Origin of the sequence: Hungatella sp. SL.1.14 (assembly GCF_024460495.1) — a bacterium.
Classification (GTDB): Bacteria; Bacillota; Clostridia; order Lachnospirales; family Lachnospiraceae; genus Hungatella; species Hungatella hathewayi.
The window spans coordinates 25,245-46,757 of record NZ_JANFYJ010000016.1; the positions used below are offsets into that span (position 1 = coordinate 25,245).

At 47.9% G+C, this 21,513-nt stretch carries 14 protein-coding genes; all 14 read left to right on the forward strand.

Annotated elements, in window-relative coordinates; all coding sequences use genetic code 11:
- Window positions 1-19: 19 nt before the first annotated feature.
- The 14 genes from NE473_RS17235 to NE473_RS17300 all read left to right on the forward strand — a co-directional run bounded on the left by NE473_RS17235 (window position 20) and on the right by NE473_RS17300 (window position 21,502).
- Window positions 20-1,408 carry an ABC transporter substrate-binding protein gene (locus NE473_RS17235; protein WP_155560899.1) on the forward strand — a complete coding sequence of 463 codons (1,389 nt, stop codon included), beginning with the start codon at window positions 20-22 and terminating at the stop codon, window positions 1,406-1,408.
- Between the two features lie 101 nt (window positions 1,409-1,509).
- Window positions 1,510-2,403 carry a carbohydrate ABC transporter permease gene (locus tag NE473_RS17240; RefSeq protein ID WP_022030003.1) on the forward strand — a complete coding sequence of 298 codons (894 nt, stop codon included), beginning with the start codon at window positions 1,510-1,512 and terminating at the stop codon, window positions 2,401-2,403.
- Between the two features lie 3 nt (window positions 2,404-2,406).
- On the forward strand, window positions 2,407-3,258 hold the full coding sequence (locus NE473_RS17245) for a carbohydrate ABC transporter permease (protein WP_006771644.1): 852 nt from the start codon (window positions 2,407-2,409) through the stop codon (window positions 3,256-3,258).
- 54 nt (window positions 3,259-3,312) lie between these two features.
- Complete coding sequence (locus NE473_RS17250) at window positions 3,313-9,096, forward strand: carboxypeptidase regulatory-like domain-containing protein (RefSeq protein ID WP_155560898.1); 5,784 nt, start codon at window positions 3,313-3,315, stop codon at window positions 9,094-9,096.
- 163 nt (window positions 9,097-9,259) lie between these two features.
- Window positions 9,260-9,616 (forward strand): Hpt domain-containing protein, encoded by a 357-nt coding sequence (locus NE473_RS17255; RefSeq protein WP_155560897.1) that lies wholly within the window; start codon window positions 9,260-9,262, stop codon window positions 9,614-9,616.
- A gap of 30 nt (window positions 9,617-9,646) precedes the next feature.
- A complete protein-coding gene (locus tag NE473_RS17260; protein WP_006771640.1) occupies window positions 9,647-11,695 on the forward strand; it encodes a bifunctional diguanylate cyclase/phosphohydrolase in 2,049 nt (682 codons plus the stop codon).
- Between the two features lie 206 nt (window positions 11,696-11,901).
- On the forward strand, window positions 11,902-13,302 hold the full coding sequence (locus NE473_RS17265) for an ABC transporter substrate-binding protein (RefSeq protein ID WP_022030227.1): 1,401 nt from the start codon (window positions 11,902-11,904) through the stop codon (window positions 13,300-13,302).
- Between the two features lie 16 nt (window positions 13,303-13,318).
- Entirely contained in the window at window positions 13,319-14,254 is a 936-nt protein-coding gene (locus NE473_RS17270; protein ID WP_006771638.1) for a carbohydrate ABC transporter permease, read from the forward strand.
- The gene (locus tag NE473_RS17275) at window positions 14,254-15,093 is read left to right on the forward strand and encodes a carbohydrate ABC transporter permease (RefSeq protein WP_055651682.1); all 840 of its coding nucleotides are present in this window, start codon (window positions 14,254-14,256) and stop codon (window positions 15,091-15,093) included. The genes NE473_RS17270 and NE473_RS17275 overlap by 1 nt, the downstream gene beginning before the upstream one ends.
- A 29-nt stretch (window positions 15,094-15,122) precedes the next feature.
- Window positions 15,123-16,220, forward strand: a complete 1,098-nt coding sequence (locus tag NE473_RS17280) for a Gfo/Idh/MocA family protein (RefSeq protein ID WP_055651683.1) — start codon at window positions 15,123-15,125, stop codon at window positions 16,218-16,220.
- Window positions 16,221-16,224: 4 nt separating this feature from the next.
- Window positions 16,225-17,121: a Gfo/Idh/MocA family protein gene (locus NE473_RS17285; protein ID WP_006771635.1), complete on the forward strand. Its 897-nt coding sequence runs from the start codon at window positions 16,225-16,227 to the stop codon at window positions 17,119-17,121.
- A gap of 17 nt (window positions 17,122-17,138) precedes the next feature.
- The gene (locus NE473_RS17290; RefSeq protein ID WP_242866228.1) at window positions 17,139-18,221 is read left to right on the forward strand and encodes a Gfo/Idh/MocA family protein; all 1,083 of its coding nucleotides are present in this window, start codon (window positions 17,139-17,141) and stop codon (window positions 18,219-18,221) included.
- A 69-nt stretch (window positions 18,222-18,290) separates the two neighbouring features.
- Window positions 18,291-19,976, forward strand: coding sequence for a sensor histidine kinase (locus tag NE473_RS17295; RefSeq protein ID WP_055651685.1), 1,686 nt, complete (start codon window positions 18,291-18,293; stop codon window positions 19,974-19,976).
- A complete protein-coding gene (locus NE473_RS17300) occupies window positions 19,967-21,502 on the forward strand; it encodes a response regulator (protein ID WP_155560896.1) in 1,536 nt (511 codons plus the stop codon). The genes NE473_RS17295 and NE473_RS17300 overlap by 10 nt, the downstream gene beginning before the upstream one ends.
- Window positions 21,503-21,513 lie beyond the last annotated feature (11 nt).

Below are 21,513 nucleotides of genomic sequence, written 5' to 3' on the forward strand. Positions count from 1 at the left end.
AGATCAAGGAGAGTTGGTTATGAGAAAAATGAAACGTTTACTGGCGCTGGGGCTCGCTGGAATGATGGTACTGTCGGCAACGGGATGCGGAAGTTCGGATAAGACGAAAGGCAGTGCAGCCGACACAACACAGGCGGCAGCCACAGAAGGCACATCTGCAGGCGGCACAACCGCGGCAGCAGCTTCCTCCGATGGAGAAGATGTGACACTGAAGTTTACCTGGTGGGGCGGACAGACGAGACATGAACTGACCCAGCAGCTTCTGGATAAGTATACGGAACTTCACCCAAATGTAACATTCGAAGCGGTACCATCCGGCTGGGATGGATATTTTGACAAGCTGGCGACTCAGGCGGCCGCAGGAGCCATGCCGGATATCGTTCAGATGGACTATCTCTATATCAGTACCTATGCAAAGAACAATTCCATCGCAGATCTGACTCCGTATATAGAAGATGGCACCATCGATACTGCCAGTATCGATGAAAATCTGATGAAGTCGGGTGAGATTGGGGGAAAGACAGTCGGACTCGTGTATTCCAGTTCCCTTCTCGCAATGGGGTATAATCCTGAAGTCCTGGAGGAAGCCGGTGTGGAAGTTCCTTCCATGGACTGGACCTGGAGTGACTTTATTGAATTATGTAAGACTGTGAAAGATAAGACGGGAAAGCTGGGCTCAGCGACCGGACCTGTGGATGATACCAACCTGTTTAATTACTGGGTGAGACAGCATGGCGCTTCTTTGTTCAGTGATGATCAGAAATCCCTCGGTTACGACGATGACCAGGTTTGTATCGATTACTTAAATATGTGGTCGGAGCTGATGGCAGCAGGTGCGGTTCCGAATCCGGACGAATATGCGGCAATCCAGACACTGGGGCAGGAAGCAGGACCGGTTGTAACAGGTGAAGGCGCTACCATGATTGAGTGGAACAACTATGCGAACAAGGTGGCATCCGTAAATGATAAGCTGAAGATTACTTCTCTGCCATTATCTGATAACACCGAATATAAAGGCCTCTGGAATAAACCGGGCATGTTTTTGACGATTTCCGAAACGTCACCGCACAAAAAAGAGGCGGCTGAGTTTATCAACTGGTTTGTAAATTCCGAGGAAGCCAATGACATTATGATGGGGGAAAGAGGAACCCCGGCATCGTCTGCTGTCAGGGAACACATGAAATCGACTGGTAAATTATCTCCGCAGCAGGAAGAAATGTTTAATTATTTAGACATCACGGCAGATATCTGCGGCGAGACGCCTGCTCCGGACCCGATCGGTATGTCCGAAATCAATGAGGCTTTTAAGAACGCGGCTTACAGCGCATTCTACGGCCAGGTTTCGGCAGAAGAGGCCGCAAAGGCTTTCCGTGAAGAGGCCAATGCTATTCTGGTGAGAAATAACTAGAACGTGGGAAAACGTATTTGCAGACACGTTTAGGAAACAAAGACAAAGGGATTGCACAAGACATTGTGACAGTCCCTTTTTAAAAGACCGAGGTGACTATTTTGATAAAGAAAAGATATAAAGACAATAAAGTGGCGTATCTGCTGCTTGCCCCCTGGCTGGTGGGCTTTATCGGGATGTGGCTGATCCCCATGTGTATCTCCATCTACTATTCTTTTACTGACTTCAATTTACTGAACGATCCGCAGTTTATCGGGGCAGCCAATTATGTCCGGGCGTTTACACAGGATAAGACCTTTTATAAGGCGCTGAAGGTGACTTTTTTATATGTGCTGCTCTTAGTTCCGCTGCGTCTGGCGTTTGCACTGTTTGTGGCAATGCTGTTAAACAAGAAGCACAGGGGACTGGGACTCTACCGGACGCTTTACTATATTCCTTCCATTATCGGAGGAAGTATCGCAGTGTCCGTGGTATGGAAACAGATTTTTGGAAACAAGGGCGTTATCATGACGCTGCTGGGGGTCTTTGGAATCACGCAGAAGACGTCGCTCATAGGAAATCCCAAGACGGCGCTGTATGTCATTATCCTTATGGGCGTCTGGCAGTTTGGTTCTTCCATGCTGATCTTTTTATCTGCGCTGAAGCAGATTCCGGGTTCACTCTATGAATCGGCAAAGGTGGACGGAGCAAATGGCTTTGTAACTTTCTGGAAGATAACGATTCCGATGCTGACACCGACCATTTTCTTCAATCTGATTCTTCAGATCATCAACGGTTTCCGCGTGTTTACAGAGAGTTATGTAATTACGGATGGCGGACCGCTGGACAGCACCTTATCGTACGTCCTGTACCTGTACCGTCGTGCATTTACGTATTTTGACATGGGATACAGCTGTGCGCTGGCGTGGGTGCTGGTGGCAATTGTCTCCGTATTTACCATAATACTGTTTAAGACTCAGAAAAACTGGGTTTACTATGAAGCCGGGAGGGAATAAATCATGGGAATGAAGAGAAAAAGACAGTTGAGTTCAGTGATTTTCCACGCCGGGGCGTGCATTCTGGGATTCTTTATGATCTATCCGCTCCTGTGGCTGCTGGCCAGCTCCTTTAAAAGTAATGAAACAATGTTTACCAATACGTATTCCCTGCTCCCCGAGGTATGGGATGCGGCAAAGAACTATGCCAGCGGATTTGCAGGAATCGGCGGCGTGGCTTTCAGCACGTTCTTCATGAACTCCATGGTGGTAACGGTGGTGGGAACTGTCACATGCGTGTTATCCTCTCTGCTGGCCGCTTATACATTTTCCAGACTTAAATTTCGGTTTTCCAATTTCTGGTTTGGCTGTGTGATGATGACGATGATGATTCCGGCACAGGTTATGGTGGTTCCGCAGTATATTATTTTGAAGAAAATCCATTTAATCGATACACGTGTGGCACTTGTGCTGCCGTGGTGTTTCGGAGGTGCGTTTTTTATCTTTCTGATGGTTCAGTTTTTTCAGGGAATTCCGAAAGAACTGGATGAAGCGGCGGAAATCGATGGGTGCGGTAAGATTCAGACACTCGTCAGGGTGCTGATCCCCATTGTGAGACCAGCCATTATCACTTCCTCTATTTTTGCTTTTTACTGGATTTGGCAGGATTTCTTTCAACCGCTGATCTTTATGAGTTCATCGACGAAATATACGATTCCACTTGCACTGAATATGTATTTAGACCCAAACTCTTACAATAATTACGGTGGATTGTTTGCAATGTCAGTGATTTCACTGATTCCAATCGTGGTGTTCTTTATCATTTTCCAGAGGTATCTGGTGGACGGAATTGCCATGGATGGAATTAAGGGATAAATAAAAATAAAGGGGGATAACAAATTGTACAGCTTATCACGATGGAAAACCAGAATGACAGCATGTATCTTATCGGGGGTCGTGGCATTTGGCACACTGTTCCCGGTTCCGGCAGAGGCGGCAGGAAAAACAGCCGTATACGATGGCAGGGAGATCGTGGATCTGGCGGGGAACAGTGAGATGAAGGCTTATGGTGAACGCCTTGTCACAGGAGGGAAGGCTTCTGTATCCAGAGATTATGGGGGAGAAGCGGGAGCGGGTATTTCCTATTATCTCGATTCTGAATCCGGGAATGATGAAAATGAGGGGACTTCGGAAGACAAACCGTGGAAGAGCCTCAAAATGGTGAATAACAGAACCTTTCAGCCGGGAGACCGGATATTGCTTAAGGCCGGAAGCGTATGGAAAGAGGAGACGCTGTCCCCGAAGGGATCCGGTGAAGAGGGTAATCCCATCGTCATCGGCGCCTACGGGGATGGGGATAAACCCAAATTGGAGGGAAACGCAGCAGTTCCTGAAGTGGTGTCGCTCTATAATCAGCAGTATTGGGAGATTTCAGATCTGGAGATTACCAATACTGCGGCCGGATTTACCGGCGCCATGAACGATCAGAATGGAAATAAGTTAAAGGATGTCAGAGGCATTCGCATTGCCGGACAGGACGGAGGAGATTTAAACAATTTCTATTTGCACGATTTATATGTGCATGATGTGACCGGTGTATGCGCCTGGATCAGCGGTGACAGCAATGGAAAACCGGGAATTCTGGGGAAGCAGGGCTGGGATAAGTCGAAGCGCACGGGCGGAATCGTGTTCGAGGTGATGGAACCGGCCACAGACCAGCCGACGGTTTTTCATGATATAACGGTCGAGCGGAACGTGGTCAACAACAACTCCTTTGGCGGTATTATTATCAAGCAGTGGAAGGGCGCAGATACCGGCGGGGAACACTGGGCGTCCAGAGAAGAGGGAAAGGGCAATGCGGCAAATAATTATTTCTGTGAAAACTGGAAGCCGCATACAGATGTTACCATACGCGACAACTATTTAAGCCAGGAAAATTCTGACTATGCCTGCAATACCATTTATTTGACCAGTGTACAGGGCGCTGTCGTGGAGGGAAATATCTCCAAGGAAGCCGGTACGTGCGGCATAGAGATGTATTATGCGGACGATGTGACCGTACAGCGGAATGAAGTCTACAAGACCAGGGTGAAAGCCGGAGGAGCCGATTCCAATGCCATAGATCCGGATAAGGCGTCCACCAATATCCTGATCCAGTATAACTACATCCACGATACAGGAGATGGAATCCTCCTCTGTGGTTTTATTTTCGGAACCTCCGTGGTCCGCTATAATGTAATTAAGGATGCGCAGAAACGGTATATTAATCCACATGGGGATAAGGGCGTCAATTACGTGTACAACAACATCCTCTATAATACGATTGAGAAGTCTAATCTGCCGTTTATCGAGTCATCAGGGGGCAACAGTGTTTATTTAAATAAATCGGGAAATATGCACTATTTCAACAATAATATTTTCTACAATACCGCAAAGACCACAACCAGTGTCGGAATCGGTGAAGGGACGTCTACCTCCTATGACAGCAACTGTTATTATGGAAAGGGAGTGCAGGCACCGGAGCAGGAGACCCATGCGGTATGCGGGGATCCGATGTTTGAAGGGGAACTGACAGGAGCCGGAGAGGAGGGGGCGGCGGAACTTTTAAAGCTGCGTCTAAAAACGGAATCACCTCTTCTGAATGCCGGAATAGAGGTGGAAGATGATCCCCTGCTGTCTGTTTCGGCAAATCCGGGAAATGATTTTGCCGGTGATCCCCTGTTTAACGGGGAACCTGATATGGGAATCTTCGAGTATCAGGGAGAAGCAGGCAGCGGAATCTTAAACGGATATGTGGAAGATCCTTATGGAAATATCATGAAGGGGGCCTCGGTAAAGTTAAAGGATACGGATTATGCTGCAGTGACGAATGAACAGGGATTTTTCGCCATAGCAGGTGTGAAGCCGGGATCGTATACGGCGGTGATTTCCAAAGAGATTTATCTGGACGGAGAGACCCCGGATATTACAGTGGAAGAGAAGGCTGTGACGAGAGTACAGCTGAAGCTGGGAGAGAGTCTGTCTGATGTGGGCAGTGTGAAAGGCTGCGTGTCTAATTCGTCTGGTCCTCTTCAGGGAGTGACGGTGACGGTCTCGCTGGAAGACCAAGTATATACCGCCAAAACCGGAAATGACGGCTGTTATGAAATTCCGGACGTAAAGATCGGAACCGGATATGAGGTGACGGCTTCGAAGGAGGGATATAAGACAGCCACCGAGAAAGATGTCAGGATAATGCCGGCAGCTGTTTCGGAAGTGAATCTGATTCTTTCCAGGGAAGTTGGAAAAACGACGTATCTCATTGCAGACTTGTTTGACCAGTATGATACAGGAGCATTTACGAATAACAGCAGAGGTAACGAGTTATGGAAGGTTTCTGATATCTCCGCTGCGGATTCGGCTAAAGCATCTTTGCAGATTAAGGCGGAGGAGAATGGAAACAAGTATCTGGAGATGGCGAAAAACGGATCCTATAACCTCTATGCCTACACAAAGAAGGAATATGATTTAAATGGAATCATTACGGTTGAAGCAAGGGTGAAACGGACAAAGGAAACGGCGTCTCCCAATCAGTTTGGTATGTATTCGTTTAACAAAGCAGATTTTAAAACAGGGGATCCAACGTCCAGTTCTAATGCAATCGGTACCTTTGCACTTTCTAAGGGAAACATTATTACGCATAATAAAAAGGGCTCTTCGAGCACAGTAAACGTTCAGCCTTATGAGAAGGGCCGATGGGATATTATCAGGAATGTTATCAATCTGGATACCAACACCTTTGACTTTTATGTGAATGATATGAATGTTCCAAAACTGGCAGATCAGCCGCTTCGGACACAGGGAAAAAATATTGACCGGTTCGAGTTTTTCTCCAGCAGTACAAATGGTGGAGACCTGTTGATCGACTATTTCAAGGTTTGTACCGGACCTGCCATGGATTATAATGACGCGGGTCTCTCAGGAATCAGCGTAGATGGAAAAGAGGCGGAGTGGAAGGGGGAAAATATCTATGAAATGCAAATTCCCTCCGGCAGCAGTGAAGTAAAGGTACAGCCGTCTGCCAACAGTATTTTTGTTAAAAAGGTTATGGTGGGAGGTAAGGATGCCACAAAAGAAGCGGTATCTGTGCCGGTACCCGAGGCTGGTGAGCCGCTCCTCATAACTGTTTTGGCGGAAGATGGGGAGACAGAGGAACGCTATCAGCTGAATCTGGTGAAAGAGGATGTCTCAGGACTGGCCTATTTAACGAATCTCACCATTGAGGGGATCACTTTAACTCCTGAATTTGATTTTAATACCATGGAATACGAAGGAAACGTGGCGTCAGACGTGCACAGTGTGACGCTGCAGTATGAGACAGTTCAGGCGAGCAATGAGGTCACTGTCAAGGTCAATAATCAGGAAGTGACAGATCGGGTGATTCCGTTAAAGCCGGGCGTTAACGTTATAGAGATCGGAGTCGCATCGGCGGACGGAACCAGCTTTGCGGATTACACCGTTACGGTTACGAGAGACTGCGTGATTGACGAGATTCAGATCGATACGCTGCCTGTAAAGACTGTCTATGAGAGAGGGGAAGAACCTGATTTCGAAGGACTGACAGTTGGTGCCTATTGTGAGGGAGACCGGGTGCGGAGTCTCGAAGCGGCCGAGTTTACGGTAAGTATGCCGGATACATCAGAAGCGGGAACCGTTTCGGTAACGGTTACTTATGAAACGGAAGACGGAAAGACGCTGGAAGCCTCCTTTGATATTACGGTGTATGACCGGGATACCATGCAGCCTCAGAGCATTAAGGTGGTGAAACAGCCGGAACAGACTGTATATGGAACCGGAGAAGCATTTAATCCGGACGGTATGGAAGTGCGCCTTCTCATGAAGGCTACGGCCAGCAATGCCGCACCGGCAGAGGTCAGAATCCTGGATGACGGGGAATACGACGTCATGGATGATTTTACAGAGCCGGGAGACACGATGGTAACAATACGCTATAGCTGGACCGACAGCAATGGTGAGGAGCGGTATTTGGAGGATCAGGTGGCAGTAACCGTCTATGATGAGGAACTGGAATACTATCAGACGGGGATTAAAGTGACAAAACAGCCCAAAAAGACGGTCTATGAGACAGGAAGTATCTTTGACCCGGATGGTATGGAAGTAAAGAGGATCATGAAGGCCAGCGGAAGCAATGCCGATTATTATCAGGAAACCATCACAGATTACGATTATGAGACGGCTGAACTGACCGGTACCGGGTCCAGAAAGATATCCATCCGTCATGAGGGAACAGGTGAAAATGGTGACGAACAGACGTTTAAGGCCGTAGTTACGGTTACGGTGACAAATCGTGAAGATGTATTAAATAACGCGGTTCTAAAGCAGTCTGTAGCCGAGGCCGGAGAGAAATTAAATAAAGAATATGTGGCTTATATGACGGATGAGGAGAAGGACGCTGCAGCTAATGCGGCTAAGAATGTGTTCCTCGATGTCATGGGAGCGGAAGATACGGTCCTGACAAAGGACATGGCGGATCGTATGGCTGAACTTGAAGCACTGCTTAAAAATGCGTATCCTGATATTACGGTACGGATTGAGGGCGATTCCAGTCTGACGGAAGGCGCGAAGGTGACAGGAACACTGCTGAATGCTCCCTTTGGTCAGGGAAATGTCAGGATGGTTCCCCAAATTACAAAAACAAAGCTTCCTGAAGACAGCCCACAGACAAAAGCAGCAACGGCTATGGAAATAAAGCTTCTGGCAAATGGAGAAGAGCTCCAGCCGGATATCCCGCTTTATCTGACCTTAAAGATTCCGGAGGGGCTCGACAGGAAAGATCTCATCGTTTACTGCGAATTGGATGATGGCAGTATTAAGGCAGTAAATCCGGAAATCAGCGGCGAATTTCTTCACTTTTTTGTAAGAAGCGCCGGCACGTTTGTAATTGCCAATCCGAAAGAGAACGATTTAACAGAAATCGAAATAACAGCTAAGCCGAAGAAAACGGAGTACCGGATAAATGAATCATTTGACGCTGCAGGATTGGTAGTAACCGCCGTTTACGAGGACGGAACAAGGACTGTGGTCACAGGGTATGAGATGGCCGGGTTTGATTCGACAGCAGCCGGGACTAAGACAATTACGGTATTCTATCAGGGGAAAACAGCAGAATTTACCCTTACGGTAAAAGAGGATGAGGACGGACCTGACGATGATGACAAGGATGACGATGATATCAAGGATGACGATCACGACAAGGATGACGATTACAACAGTGATCATGGAAGTCATGGGAGCAGCGGCGGAAGTTCGGCAGTCAGAACTGTGCTGCCCGATACGGTAAAGGGAAAGTGGAGACAGAATGAGAATGGCTGGTGGTTTGAGACCACAGACGGTGGATACGTGGCATCAGATTGGGCCCGTATCAATGAGAAATGGTACTATTTCAACGAACAGGGATACATGGCAGCCGGCTGGGTATTGGATCAGAATCACTGGTATTATCTGGGCGAGGATGGAGCCATGGCGGACTATACCTGGATCCTGGATCGGGGAACGTGGTATTTCCTGCAAAGCGGCGGTGTCATGGCCGCAGACCAGTGGGTTCTGTGGAACGGAAACTGGTATTATTTAAACAGTGACGGCAGCATGGCCAGAGACACTGTGATTACGGTCGGATACCGGATCGACGAAGACGGTGTCTGGCGTTCCAATTAACAGATAAGAGGATGAACTCCCGGGAGGCGGATGCTTACCGGGAGTTTTTTGTGAAATCAGTAAATAAATCACGAATAAAGGTTCCTTCATTGACAAATGAGGAGTTGCGCTTTATCATAACAGTTAGAAAGACTTAAGGATAGAGGATCAGGAGGTTATCTGGATGACGGTAAAGGATTGTTACGAGGCGATAGGTGCCGATTATCAGGAAGTTCTTCGCCGTCTGGCGAATGAAGAAAGAGTAAAACGTTTTCTGCTGAAGTTTCCGGGGGATGACAGTTTCTCCGGACTGGTTAAGGCGGTGGAAGAAGGGGATTATGAGACTGCTTTCCGTGCAGTCCATACGTTGAAGGGAATCTGCTTAAACCTGTCGATTACCAGGCTTGCAGCGTCCAGCAGTGCGCTGACCGAATCACTGCGGGGCGGCAGATGGAGCGAAGAGGCAGGGCGGCTCTTCGAACAGGTGAAAGAGGAGTATGCTCAGACTGTCCAGGAGATTAAAAAGCTGGAAAACGATTAATTGCGCCAGATACGCGAGGAAAAATGATATATGAAGAATAAAATTTTAATAGTGGATGATGCGGAGATAAACCGCTCCCTTTTGGCGGACATCCTGTCTGTCGAGTATGATATTATGGAAGCATCCAATGGTATGGAGGCAGTTTCCCTGTTGAACCAGTACCACGCCGATCTTTCGCTGATTCTTTTGGACATCGTAATGCCGGAAATGGACGGATTTGAAGTTCTGGCGATTATGAACAGGAACGGGTGGATTCAGAGCATACCGGTGATTACGATTTCAGCGGAGACGTCTTCCAGCTATATTGAGCATGCTTATGATCTGGGAGCGGCCGATTATATCAGCCGCCCGTTTGATGAAAAGACGGTACTGCGCCGCGTGAGTAATATGCTTATGCTCTATACGAAGCAGAAGATTCTGGAAGGTATGGTGACGGAGCAGATTATAGATAAGGAAAAGAATAATTTCCTGATGGTTGAAATCCTGAGCAATATCGTCGAGTTCCGTAACGGTGAGAGCGGGCTTCATGTGCTGCACATCCGTGTCATTACGGAGATGCTTCTTAAAAAGCTGGTGGAGAAGACGGATCGGATTCAGCTGTCACTGTCAGATATTGCTCTGATCGTCAATGCATCGGCTCTGCACGATATCGGAAAGATATCGATCCCGGAGGAAATTCTTAATAAACCCGGCCGCCTGACTCCGGAGGAGTTTGAGATCATGAAGACCCATGCGGCCATAGGTGCACAGATCCTGAAAAATGCACCGAACCGTCAGACGGAAAAGCTGATTCAGGTAGCGCATGATATCTGCCGATGGCACCACGAGAGGTACGATGGAAAGGGATATCCGGATGGGCTTAAGGGAGACGAAATTCCGATTGCCGCCCAGGTGGTTTCGGTGGCGGATGTCTATGATGCGCTTACCAGCGAGCGTGTCTATAAGTCGGCCTACAGCCACGAAAAGGCTATGGAGATGATCTTAAATGGGGAATGCGGGGCGTTTAATCCGCTCCTGCTGGATTGTCTGGTGGAAGTGGGAGACCGTATTCTGAAGGAGCTTGATTTACATTCCCTCGATGGAATGTCGGACATTGAGATGGAGGGCATCGCCTCGGAGCTGAAGTCTCATAATGAACTGCGTGCATCCAATCGTACGCTTATGCTTTTAGAGCAGGAACGGATTAAATACCGTTTCTTCGCTTCCATGTCACAGGAAGTCCAGTTTGAATACAATATCCATTCAGACCTTCTGGAAATATCTGAGTGGGGAGCGAAATACTTAAGGATACCGGAGCTGATTGCCCATCCGGAACAAAATGACGAACTTGCACGGGTATTTGACCGGAGAGATTTCGCAGATTTAAAGAAGAAGCTTCGTGCGACAACTCCGGGAGAGCCGGTGTTCAGTGGAAGCTATCAGGTTATCATCGATGGAAAAGCGAGGTGGTTCAAGGTCGTGGCACGCACGATCTGGGATTCCGACGAGGATACCTTATATTCGGGAACGATCGGAAAATTCATTGATATCCACGAGGAACAGATGGAGCTTACTAATTTAAAACGCCTGGCTTCCCAGGATTCTCTCACCGGCCTTTATAACCATAAGGCGGCCAAGGAAATGATTGAGAATATGATCGTCCAGCGCGAGAATAAAGAGTATGCCGTGATTCTGATCGATGTGGATTACTTCAAGTCTGCCAATGACCAGCATGGCCACATTTTCGGGGATGAGGTATTAAAATATATTTCTCAGAAGATGAGGCAGAATATCCGAAGAGACGATATCGCGGCCAGAGTTGGAGGAGATGAGTTCCTGATTTTTGTGGAATACCGTGGCAGTGTAATGCCGCAGATCGAGCGGATTTTCAGTTCTCTGACAGATTCCTTCCAGGGATTTCAGATATCCGTCAGCATGGGCGTGGCATGCTGTCCGGAGAACGGGGAGAACTACGAAGTGTTGTTCCACTGTGCCGATCAGGCGCTCTATTCGGCAAAAAAGAATGGCAGAAACCAGTTCTGCCTGTATGACCAGTCAATTCAGGGCTTTTTGTCTGTGCTTTCGCCAATGGATAACTGAGTATGGTGTGAATAATGTGGTAAAAGTGGAATTTCCGGAAGATAACGGGAGTTCCGCTTTTTTGTTTCATTAAGAAAGCTTCGGATTTATATTTCGGAAATTTTACCATTTATGTCTGATTTTTGAATTAACTTGAGAAAGTACGTCTGCTAAAATAGAAGCAGATGAGGAAGCTTCCCAAATGAAAAGAAAGGATGAAGGCGATTATGAAGAAAAGAACAGCTCTGATTGTGGCGGCTGCACTTGCAGCGTCAGCTTTGGCGGGATGCAGCGGAGGAAACGGGCAGAAGGAGACGGGGGCTCCGGCAGCGGAAAGTACTGCCGCGGCCGCAGGCCAGGAGAGCGAGACTGTGGATCCCATGGCGGCCATTACCGATGATGGAACGAAAAAGACGATTACATACTGGCATACATTTACGGAGGGGGCCCGCAAGGATTATATTGATGAGATGGTAGCCGAATATATGAAAGAACATCCCAATGTGACGATCAATGTAGAGGTATATCCCTGGAATGTATTCACTCAGAAATGGACAGCCGGGCTGGCTGCCGGGGCGCTGCCTGATGTCAGCAGCGTAAATCCGGACAACTTATTTGCAATTAATCAGGCGGGCGCAGTACTGCCCATGAATCCTCTGATCGATGCACTGGGAGAAGATTATTTCCTTGAAAAACCGCTGGATAACTTTACGGATGGGGATACAATTCTGGGAATACCCTATTACCTTCATTCTTATGTCATGTGGTACCGCAAGGATGTGCTGGAGGAAAAAAATCTGTCTGTTCCGAAAAACTGGGATGAACTGCTAAATACAGTGACTGCGGTGGCAGATCCGCCAAACAGATATGGATTTACCATTGCCATGTCTAAAAATGATCAGATGTGCGCACAGCTTCTCAGCTGCTTCGCAAAGGCGGAGGGGGCTCCGTTGATTACAGAAGATAACAAGGGGAATCTAACCGATCCGAAGGTAGTGAAGGCAATTAAACTGATGGCGGATCTCTATAAGGCGGGCTCTCCGGAAGGCTCTGTAAACTATGGCCTTTCCGAACAGAATGATGTATTCTTCCAGGGAAAGTCGACGTTTGCCTTTGGCTCGGGATTTCATATCAATGGAGTAAAACAGAATTCTCCGGAGCTTCTGGATAAGATTGCGGCGGTTCCGTTTATGGGACCGGACGGGGAGAATCTTGGAGCGACTACTTTTGTAATTGGTCTTATGGGCTGGAACCAGACGAAATATCCCGAAACGGTATATGACTTCATTAAGTTCCATTTTGAAAAGGAGCGCTATATTGACTTCCTGCATCTGATTCCCGGAGGACAGCTGCCGGCTACGACGGAAGCAGCAAACTCGGCAGAATTCTATGACGATGAGACAATCCAGAAGTTTAAGCCAGAGATTGAGTATATCCAGGAGGGCATTGAAAAGGGAACCTTTATCGGTATGGACTATGGCCTTACACCTGCCGCTGCAGCACTGACCAGCCAGGGGATTATTGAGGAGTGTCTGCAGGATATTGTGCTGAATGGAACTGCCGCGGAGGAAGCCGCGCAGAAAGCCAATGACAAGCTGAATGCGGCTATAGCGATTTTAATGGAATAAGAGCAGGAGGTTTTCTATGAGGCAACACCGGAATCGGCAAATTGCCGGAAAGAGTGTCGGGGACCGGATCGCGGATTTTGTGGACCGCCATATGTGTGGGGTGTTTATTACTCCGGCGTTTCTCGTGACCATACTGCTGCTGGCTTATCCGATATGTATCAGTGTATATTACAGTTTTACCAATAAAAGTCTGCTGGGAAAAGCGGTTAAATTCGTTGGATTTAACAATTACGTTTCGGTTCTGCAGAATCCGGATTTTTACCATGCGCTGTGGAATACCCTTGTGTATACCATAATCTCGCTGTCATTACAGTTGTTCTTCGGGTTTATTGTGGCATTATCACTCCACAAAATCAACCGGTTCAAAGGCCTGTTCCGGACGCTGGTGCTGATTCCCTGGGCATTTCCCATGATCATCGTTACTTTTACATGGTCCTATCTTTTAAATGATTTATATGGAATCGTCAATGCCAAGCTGCTTCAGTGGAATCTGATTGCACAGCCGATTCAGTTCCTTGCCAATCCGAAGATTGCCATGCTGACGGTAAGCCTGATCAACGTATGGTTTGGAGTTCCGTTGTTTGCCATTAATATTCTGGCCAGCCTGCAGACGATTTCCAGGGATTTGTACGAAGCGGCCCAGATTGACGGAGCCAGTCCGTTTCAGAGATTTCGTTTTATTACGCTCCCGTTTGTGAGAGTCGTTGTGGGGCTGCTCATCATTTTGCGGACAATCTGGATCTTTAACAGCTTTGACCTGATTTTCCTTCTGACAGGAGGCGGACCGGGAACGTCGACAGAGACGGTACCCATCTTTGCCTACCGTATGGGCTGGACGCTGTATTCCCTGGGAAGGTCTTCCGCCGTTACAATTCTGCTTCTGCTGTTCCTGACGGCAGCGTGTCTGATCTATTTTAAGATATTGGATCACTGGGAAGAGGAGGTGGCGTGATGAGAACCAGGCTGCATAAAAATAGCTGGACCATACTGGCCTATGTAATTCTTACCGTCGCGGTATTGCTGGCGGGAGGACCTCTCGTTATTGTCATCTTTGCATCCTTTAAAGGCCAGTTTGAGATTGTCAGCAATACGGCGGCCCTTCTGCCGGAACAGTTTTCACTGTACTGGTTTAAGGATCTGCTCCATAAAACGGATTTCCTGATTTACGTGAAGAACAGCCTTCTCTACTCGTCGCTGTCTACGGTGCTTGGCATGACGATCTCGTCTCTGGCTGCCTATGCGATTACAAGGTTCGGAGGAAAAAAACAGAAGATTCTGACAAGAGTGATTGTGATGACCTATATGTTTCCGCCGATCCTGCTTGCAATCCCATATTTTATACTGGTATCGAATCTGGGGCTTGCCAATACGCTGCCGGGATTATTAATGGCATATATGTCATTTACCGTTCCCTTCTGTACCTATCTGCTGGTCAGTTATTTTCGGACTGTGCCAAAGGATATCGAGGAAGCGGCAATGATAGACGGACTGCGAAGGCCGGGAGTATTTCTTCATATTGCGCTTCCTCTGGTGGCGCCCGGACTGGTAGCGACAGCTATTTTTGCATTTATTAATGCGTGGAATGAATTTTTATATTCTCTTCTGATTATAAGCAGTGGGGATAAGCAGACGGTTTCCGTTGGTCTGTACTCCTTAAAGGGTGGCATGGAGACGCTGCAGTGGGGAGATATGATGGCGGCGTCAGTGCTGGTTGTTATTCCATCGATTGTATTTTTCTCTATTATTCAAAAGAGTATTGTAGGTGGACTTACCGCGGGGGCGGATAAATAGAGGACACAGAAAAGAAAGGAGATGGGAGAATGACTGGGTATGGAATCATAGGCTGCGGTTACGCAGGTGGAATTCATGCCGACAATCTGGCAAAGATGCCAGGGACACGGCTGGCGGCTGCGTTTGATACGGATTATGAGCGCGCGAAAGCATTTGCGCAGGAGAGGGGAGCTTACACTGCCTCCACCATAGAAGAACTGTGCAGCAACAGGGAAGTGGAGGCCGTAATCATCACGACTCCCAATAACAGCCATAGAATACCTGCCATCTGTGCGGCAAAGGCGGGAAAGCATGTGTTCTGCGAAAAACCTGTGGCGCTGAGTTTTGAAGATACGAAAGAAATGATTGATACGGCAGAGAAGGCGGGGGTATATTTTTTCGCTGCCCATACGACAAACTTTATTCGGGGTGTTCAGACGGCGAAGTCGCTGCTGGCTTCCGGAGCTGTCGGAGAGCTGCTTATGATCGAAGCTGTTCATACGGACTGGGCAGGGCCTCAGAAATTCACAGGCTGGAAACAGAGGAAGGATATTTCCGGAGGCCATCTGTATCACCACATGCATGAGGCAGATTTAATCTGCCAGCTGGCAGGCCTTCCGGTATCCGTATATGCAAATGGGAAGAATCTCGTTCATCACGGAGCGGGATGTGGTGATGAGGAGGATGCGGTATTTTTGAATATGGAGCTTTCCGGAGGCGGATTTGCATCTTTGACGATAGGATCTGCATTCCATTTGGGAGATCATTTTGTAAAGCTTCAGGGAAAGACTGGGGGAATCCTGCTGGATTTTAAAAACTCTGTTGTACGACTGGAAAATGACCGGGGGGAGAAGCTGTATTCCATGCAGGAAAATGAGGAAGAGGACGAGGAACGCAGGAACGGATACCGGAAACATAAAGCGGATGCAGGAAAAGGGTTTGGAAAGCCGGGGATGAAGACGTCGTCCTGGATGAGCACCATATTTTATAAGGAATTGAAGTGTTTTAATGATATCATTAGAACTGGTAATACGGCGCCTGAATATGAGCCGCTGCTGGACGGGAGCGCAGCATTAAACTGTGTGAAGGTACTGGATGGGGCCAGAGAATCCATGGCATTAGGACTGCCGGTCAGACTGGAGGAATGATAGAATGAATCTGGGTATCATAGGACTGGATTCTTCCCATGCGGTCCAGTTTTCAAGAATCCTGAATGGGAGGAAAGAACCGTTTCATATCGGCGGTCATCCGGTGACCGCGGCATATCCGGGGCCAGTATCGTCGGATTTCGATATGAGCCGGGACCGGATGGAGAACTTTACCAGAGAAGTTACAGACGATTGGGGAGTAAAATTATATTCATCCATTGAGGAAGTGATGAACAATTCCGATGCGGTTTTTCTGGAGCAGGTGGATGCGAGAAGGCGGCTCACGCAGTTTCGGGAGATGGTCGGATTTGGAAAGCCAATCTATGTGGATAAACCGTTTGCATTAAGTACAGAGGACTGCAAAGCGATGCTTAAGCTGGCGGAAGAGTACAGGGTTCCGGTTTTATCCACTTCCTCTCTGCGGTTCGCAGACAGCCTTACAGCCGCATTGAAACAGTGTGAGTGGCATTCTGTAGTCGGAGCTGATTTTTTTGGCCCAATGCCGTTTACTCCTACGCAGCCGGGATATTTCTGGTATGGGGTTCACATGGCTGATATGCTGTACAGAACCATGGGAACCGGCTGCAGCAAGGTTTCAGTCATTCATACCAGCCAGCACGATATAATCACTGGGGTCTGGAAGGATGGGAGAATCGGAAACATTCGGGGAAACCGATGCGGTAACGGTAACTTTGGAGGTACGGTTTATCACGAATCAGGCAGTGTATTTGTCGATGTTTCACGGGATACGAGAGGGTATTACGAGTGCCTGGTGGAACAGATTATTAAGATGTTTGATACCGGACAGAGTCCTGTTACGAATCAGGAGATGATGGAGGTAGTTCGTTTTTTGGAGGCGGCAGGTGAAAGTCTCACCACAGGACGGGAAGTAGTATTATAAAAGGAGAGATGGAGCGGATGATTCGAATTGGTGTTTTGGGCTGTGGCTATTTTGGAGCGGAATTTGCCAGAGCAGTAAAGGAAATGAAGGGGATTCAGCTGGCGGCAGTTTACAGTCCAGGAAAGAGTTCGGAGCGGTTAAGCAGTGAACTGGGGTGTCCGCGGTCTTCTTCTGTCAACGAAATAATGGAAAATGCAGATATTGACGCGGTAATCATTGCCACGCCTAATTATCTCCATCATCAGCATGTGCTGGCGGCGGCAGAAGCGGGAAAGCATATTTTCTGTGAGAAGCCGTTTGCACTTGACGCAGGGGAGGCCGCAGAGATGGTGGAAGCATGCCGGAAAGCAAAGGTTACTCTGATGGTGGGGCATATTATGCATTTCTACCATGGAATTGCCAGGGTTCAGGCTATGATTCAGGAGGGCTTTTTTGGTGATATTCTTACCATGCATATCGAGCGTACCGGCTGGGAACAGAAAAAGCCGGATGTGAGCTGGAAAAAGATGCAGGAGAAATCAGGCGGCCATCTGTTTCACCATATTCACGAGATCGATATTATGCAGTGGATTATGGGAGTACCCACGGAAATGTACGGGGCAGGCGGTAATCTGGGACACCGCAGTGCAGAGTTTGGAGATGAGGACGATGTGCTCCTTCTTACCGCCAGCTTCGGAGGGAATGCCTTTGCAACACTACAGTATGGTTCCGGCTTCCGGGTGGGAAATCATTTTATCCGTATCAACGGTACGAAAGCGGGGGCGGTGATTGATTTTAAGCATGCGGAAGTACGTGTGGTCAGCGATGCGGGAGAAACGGTATTCCCGCTGTTTGAAGATGAGAAGAGTGCAGCGGCGATCTGTGAGCTCTTTGCGCGTACCGACGGAGGGATCTCATACGGATCTCCGGAGGAAAGGCCTCCGGAGTATATACTGGTCTCCCTGCGAAAGGAACTGGAATTGTTTCTTCATGTGTTGAACGGAGGAGATATACCAGAAGATAAAAAAGATTTGTTTGATGGGTCCTCAGCGGTTCATTCGGTTCAGATTGCACAGATGGGCTGCAATGCTGTACAGCGGCATGGATCCCGGCCGGTGTAAACCGCTGGTCGGGGCGGACACCAGAAGGAGGAAGTCATAAAGGAGAAGGAAAGAGGGCTGCATCATAAGATGATGCAGCTCGTGTGGATTGACATCATTATATTTTTTCTGATTGCGGGGGCTGGTGTGATTCTGTCACAACGTATTTACCGTCAGGATATGGAAACGGAGACTTCTAATGTATTTGAAGCCTCCTTTTCGAATATAGAGAATACGCTGCATTTTGTCGAAAATATAGCATTCAATATTATGAATGATAAAACAGTGAAGGAGGCGCTGCGGGCGGTGAACCAGGATCGGGAAGACCGTTACCCGCTGGTAGATGATTTGTATTATCGTCTCATTACCGGATCCCTGGTGGCCAATGACGCTGTTTCCATTATTGTAACGGATCAGGAGGGGCGCCAGTATGCGACAGGCAGTCTGGACGATAATCTGACGGATGAAGAACAGGAGAAAATACGTTTTCTGATGGAGGAACGCTCCTCACGAACCGAGCCTGTGTGGATAGAACGGGGAAATGGACAGGAGCTGCTCTACGGGAGGGAGATCTATGATACTCCGTTTGGAGGGCACAATCCGCTGGGGATGATCCTGATTCGCGTGAATCTGGATAAGATGATGGCGGAGAGCCGTCAGGGCAGCCTTGCAAAGGGGAATATTGTTATTTTTTATAAGGGGACCCCCATTTACGCGGGGGATAAGCGAATCTTTGGCAGTCCGGAACTGCTGGATACTGTAAGAAAAGAGAAACGCGGGCGCTCGGGAAGGTATTTTAAGGCAGAGGCAGAGTCTGAATTTTCCGGTATTACTTATCTGGGATATGAAAGATACAATGAGATGATGACATCGACAAACACACTGATGATATTTTTTACAACCGCTATTTTGTTTATCCTGATTGTATCGTTTCTGGCGACTGCCCGTGTGGTTCACCATATAACTGCGCCTATAGCATTTTTGAGCAGGAAGATGAAAGCGGTGGAACAGGGGGATTTTTCGGTACAGATTGACAGGAAGCTGCTGGATACGGACATCAGGGAATTTGAGGAGCTGGCGGCTAATTTTAATCTTATGACAGGGGAGATCGGGCGTCTGGTGGAAGATAATTATTTAAGAACCATTAAGGAGAAGGAATACCAGATTAAGGTTCTTCAGGCGCAGATCAATCCTCATTTTCTTTATAATACGCTGGATGCCATTAACTGGCTGGCCATGGACAGCGGACGGCCTGAGATATCAAGCATGGTACAGTCTCTGGCGACGCTCTTCCGCGAAGCGACGAAACAGCAGCAGTATTTAATCCCTCTGAGCGAGGAACTGGCGCTTTTATCATGTTATGTAACGATTCAGAAGATACGGCTGGAGGAACGGCTGGAAGTGGCATTTTCCATTCCGGAGGAGTGTATGAATCTAAAGATACCTAAACTTTCGCTTCAGCCAATTCTGGAAAATTCGGTGAAATATGCGGCAGAAGTTACGATGAAGCCGTGTCTGATTGAAATCCGGGCGAGAAAAAAGGGAAACCGTCTGATTCTTTGCGTTTGGGATAACGGTCCCGGAATTCCGGAACCAATATTGACACAGATCAGGGAACGAAGGGTACCAGGCAATACGGGAATCGGCCTTCTGAATATTGAAGAGCGGATTCAGATGCTGGGGGAACCAGGGAGCGGGTTAAAAATATATTCGGCAAAAGGACGGGGAACATGGATTACACTGTGTATCTGTCAACCAGGAGGTGAATGCAGTTGAAATACCGGGCATTGATTGTAGACGATGAGCGCATCATAGTAAATGGAATCATGAGACTGCCGATCTGGCTTACTCTGGATATAGAGCCTGTCCCGGCCATGACCGGCCTGCAGGCACTGGAATTAATGGAACAATCCCGGTTTGATCTGATTATCACTGATATCCGTATGCCGGAAATGGACGGACTGGAATTCATCTCCCAAATGAGAAAAGTGTATCCGGACATCCCGACGGTAGTCTTATCGGGCTATGACTCTTTCGCCTATGCGAAGGAAGCGATCCATTATGGAGTTGTGGATTATCTGTTAAAACCGATTTCACAGTTAGACTTAAGTGACACAATCACCAGAATTTTTCATGGGATAGAAGAAAAGAAGGAAGCGCGGCAGCAGGAAGAGATGCTTCGGGGAACGGTAAAACAGACGATCCGGGACGCCGATGCCCAGCAGTTGGAAAACGGCTTGCTGGGAGGACGGGAAAATGACCGGATTGACCGTTTGCTGGGATCCCGTTATATTCTGGCGGAATGTATTCCCTGTGACATGGAGGAAGAAAATCTGGGAGGTCTTAATCTGCTGTTAGAAAATATAAAGCAGATTGTACTGGGGCCCCGCAGGGATACCGGGGCAGTCGTTACACTGTTTATGGGTCACGTTGTATTCGCGGTAAATGAGGAAACCATGGATTTTAACAGGCTCCTGTCAGAGTTCAGGGACTGGAGTGAAAAAAACGAATTTCCATTTTCGGTATCCTGGGTTTTGGCTGGCCCCGGAGATATTCTGTCTGACCGCTACAGCCTTCTGACCAGAATATCCTCATACCGCTTCTACTATGATGAATTTTGTATTTTATCCGAGAAAGAGATGAAATCTGCGGAAGGAGAACCGTGCTTTGAGGCGCTGGAAGAGGCTGTAAAAAAGGGAAATGCAGAGTCCGCTTTAACAGAAATGGAGAAAGTAATCGATGATCTGCGTCTCTTAAACAAGTCTCCGGAAGAGACAAGAACCTACTGCGTCAGACTCTACCTTATCCTGGCGAAATATACCAACGAGCATGTTCGTGAAACCGGAATTGTTAAATTACTGATGACGAGTGCCTACACTGACTTTAACGGGCTTGCGGCCATGCTTCGCCAGCTTTTAACCCGGTGGGAGACTGGTAAATCAGAACAGAATCTGGCCAGCTTCAGCAGTATCGTGAGAAAAGCCATGCTGTATGTACATGACCATCTGGATGACGAAGAACTCTCTATCGCTGCAGTAGCCGGAACCGTACTCTTTATTCATCCGGATTATTTTGGTAAACTCTTCAAAAAAGAAACAGGGATTGCATTCACAAGATATGTGATGGATTTACGCATGGACCGTGCCAAAAAGTTAATTGCCAAGCGGCCGGACATCAAAGTCTATGAACTGTGCGAAGCCACTGGCTTTGGCGATAATCCACACTATTTCAGTCAGGTTTTTCGCTCTTGCTGCGGGTGTACGCCGAGTGAGTATAAGCGTGCGATGGGGCATATGAAATAATGGAGTGTTCC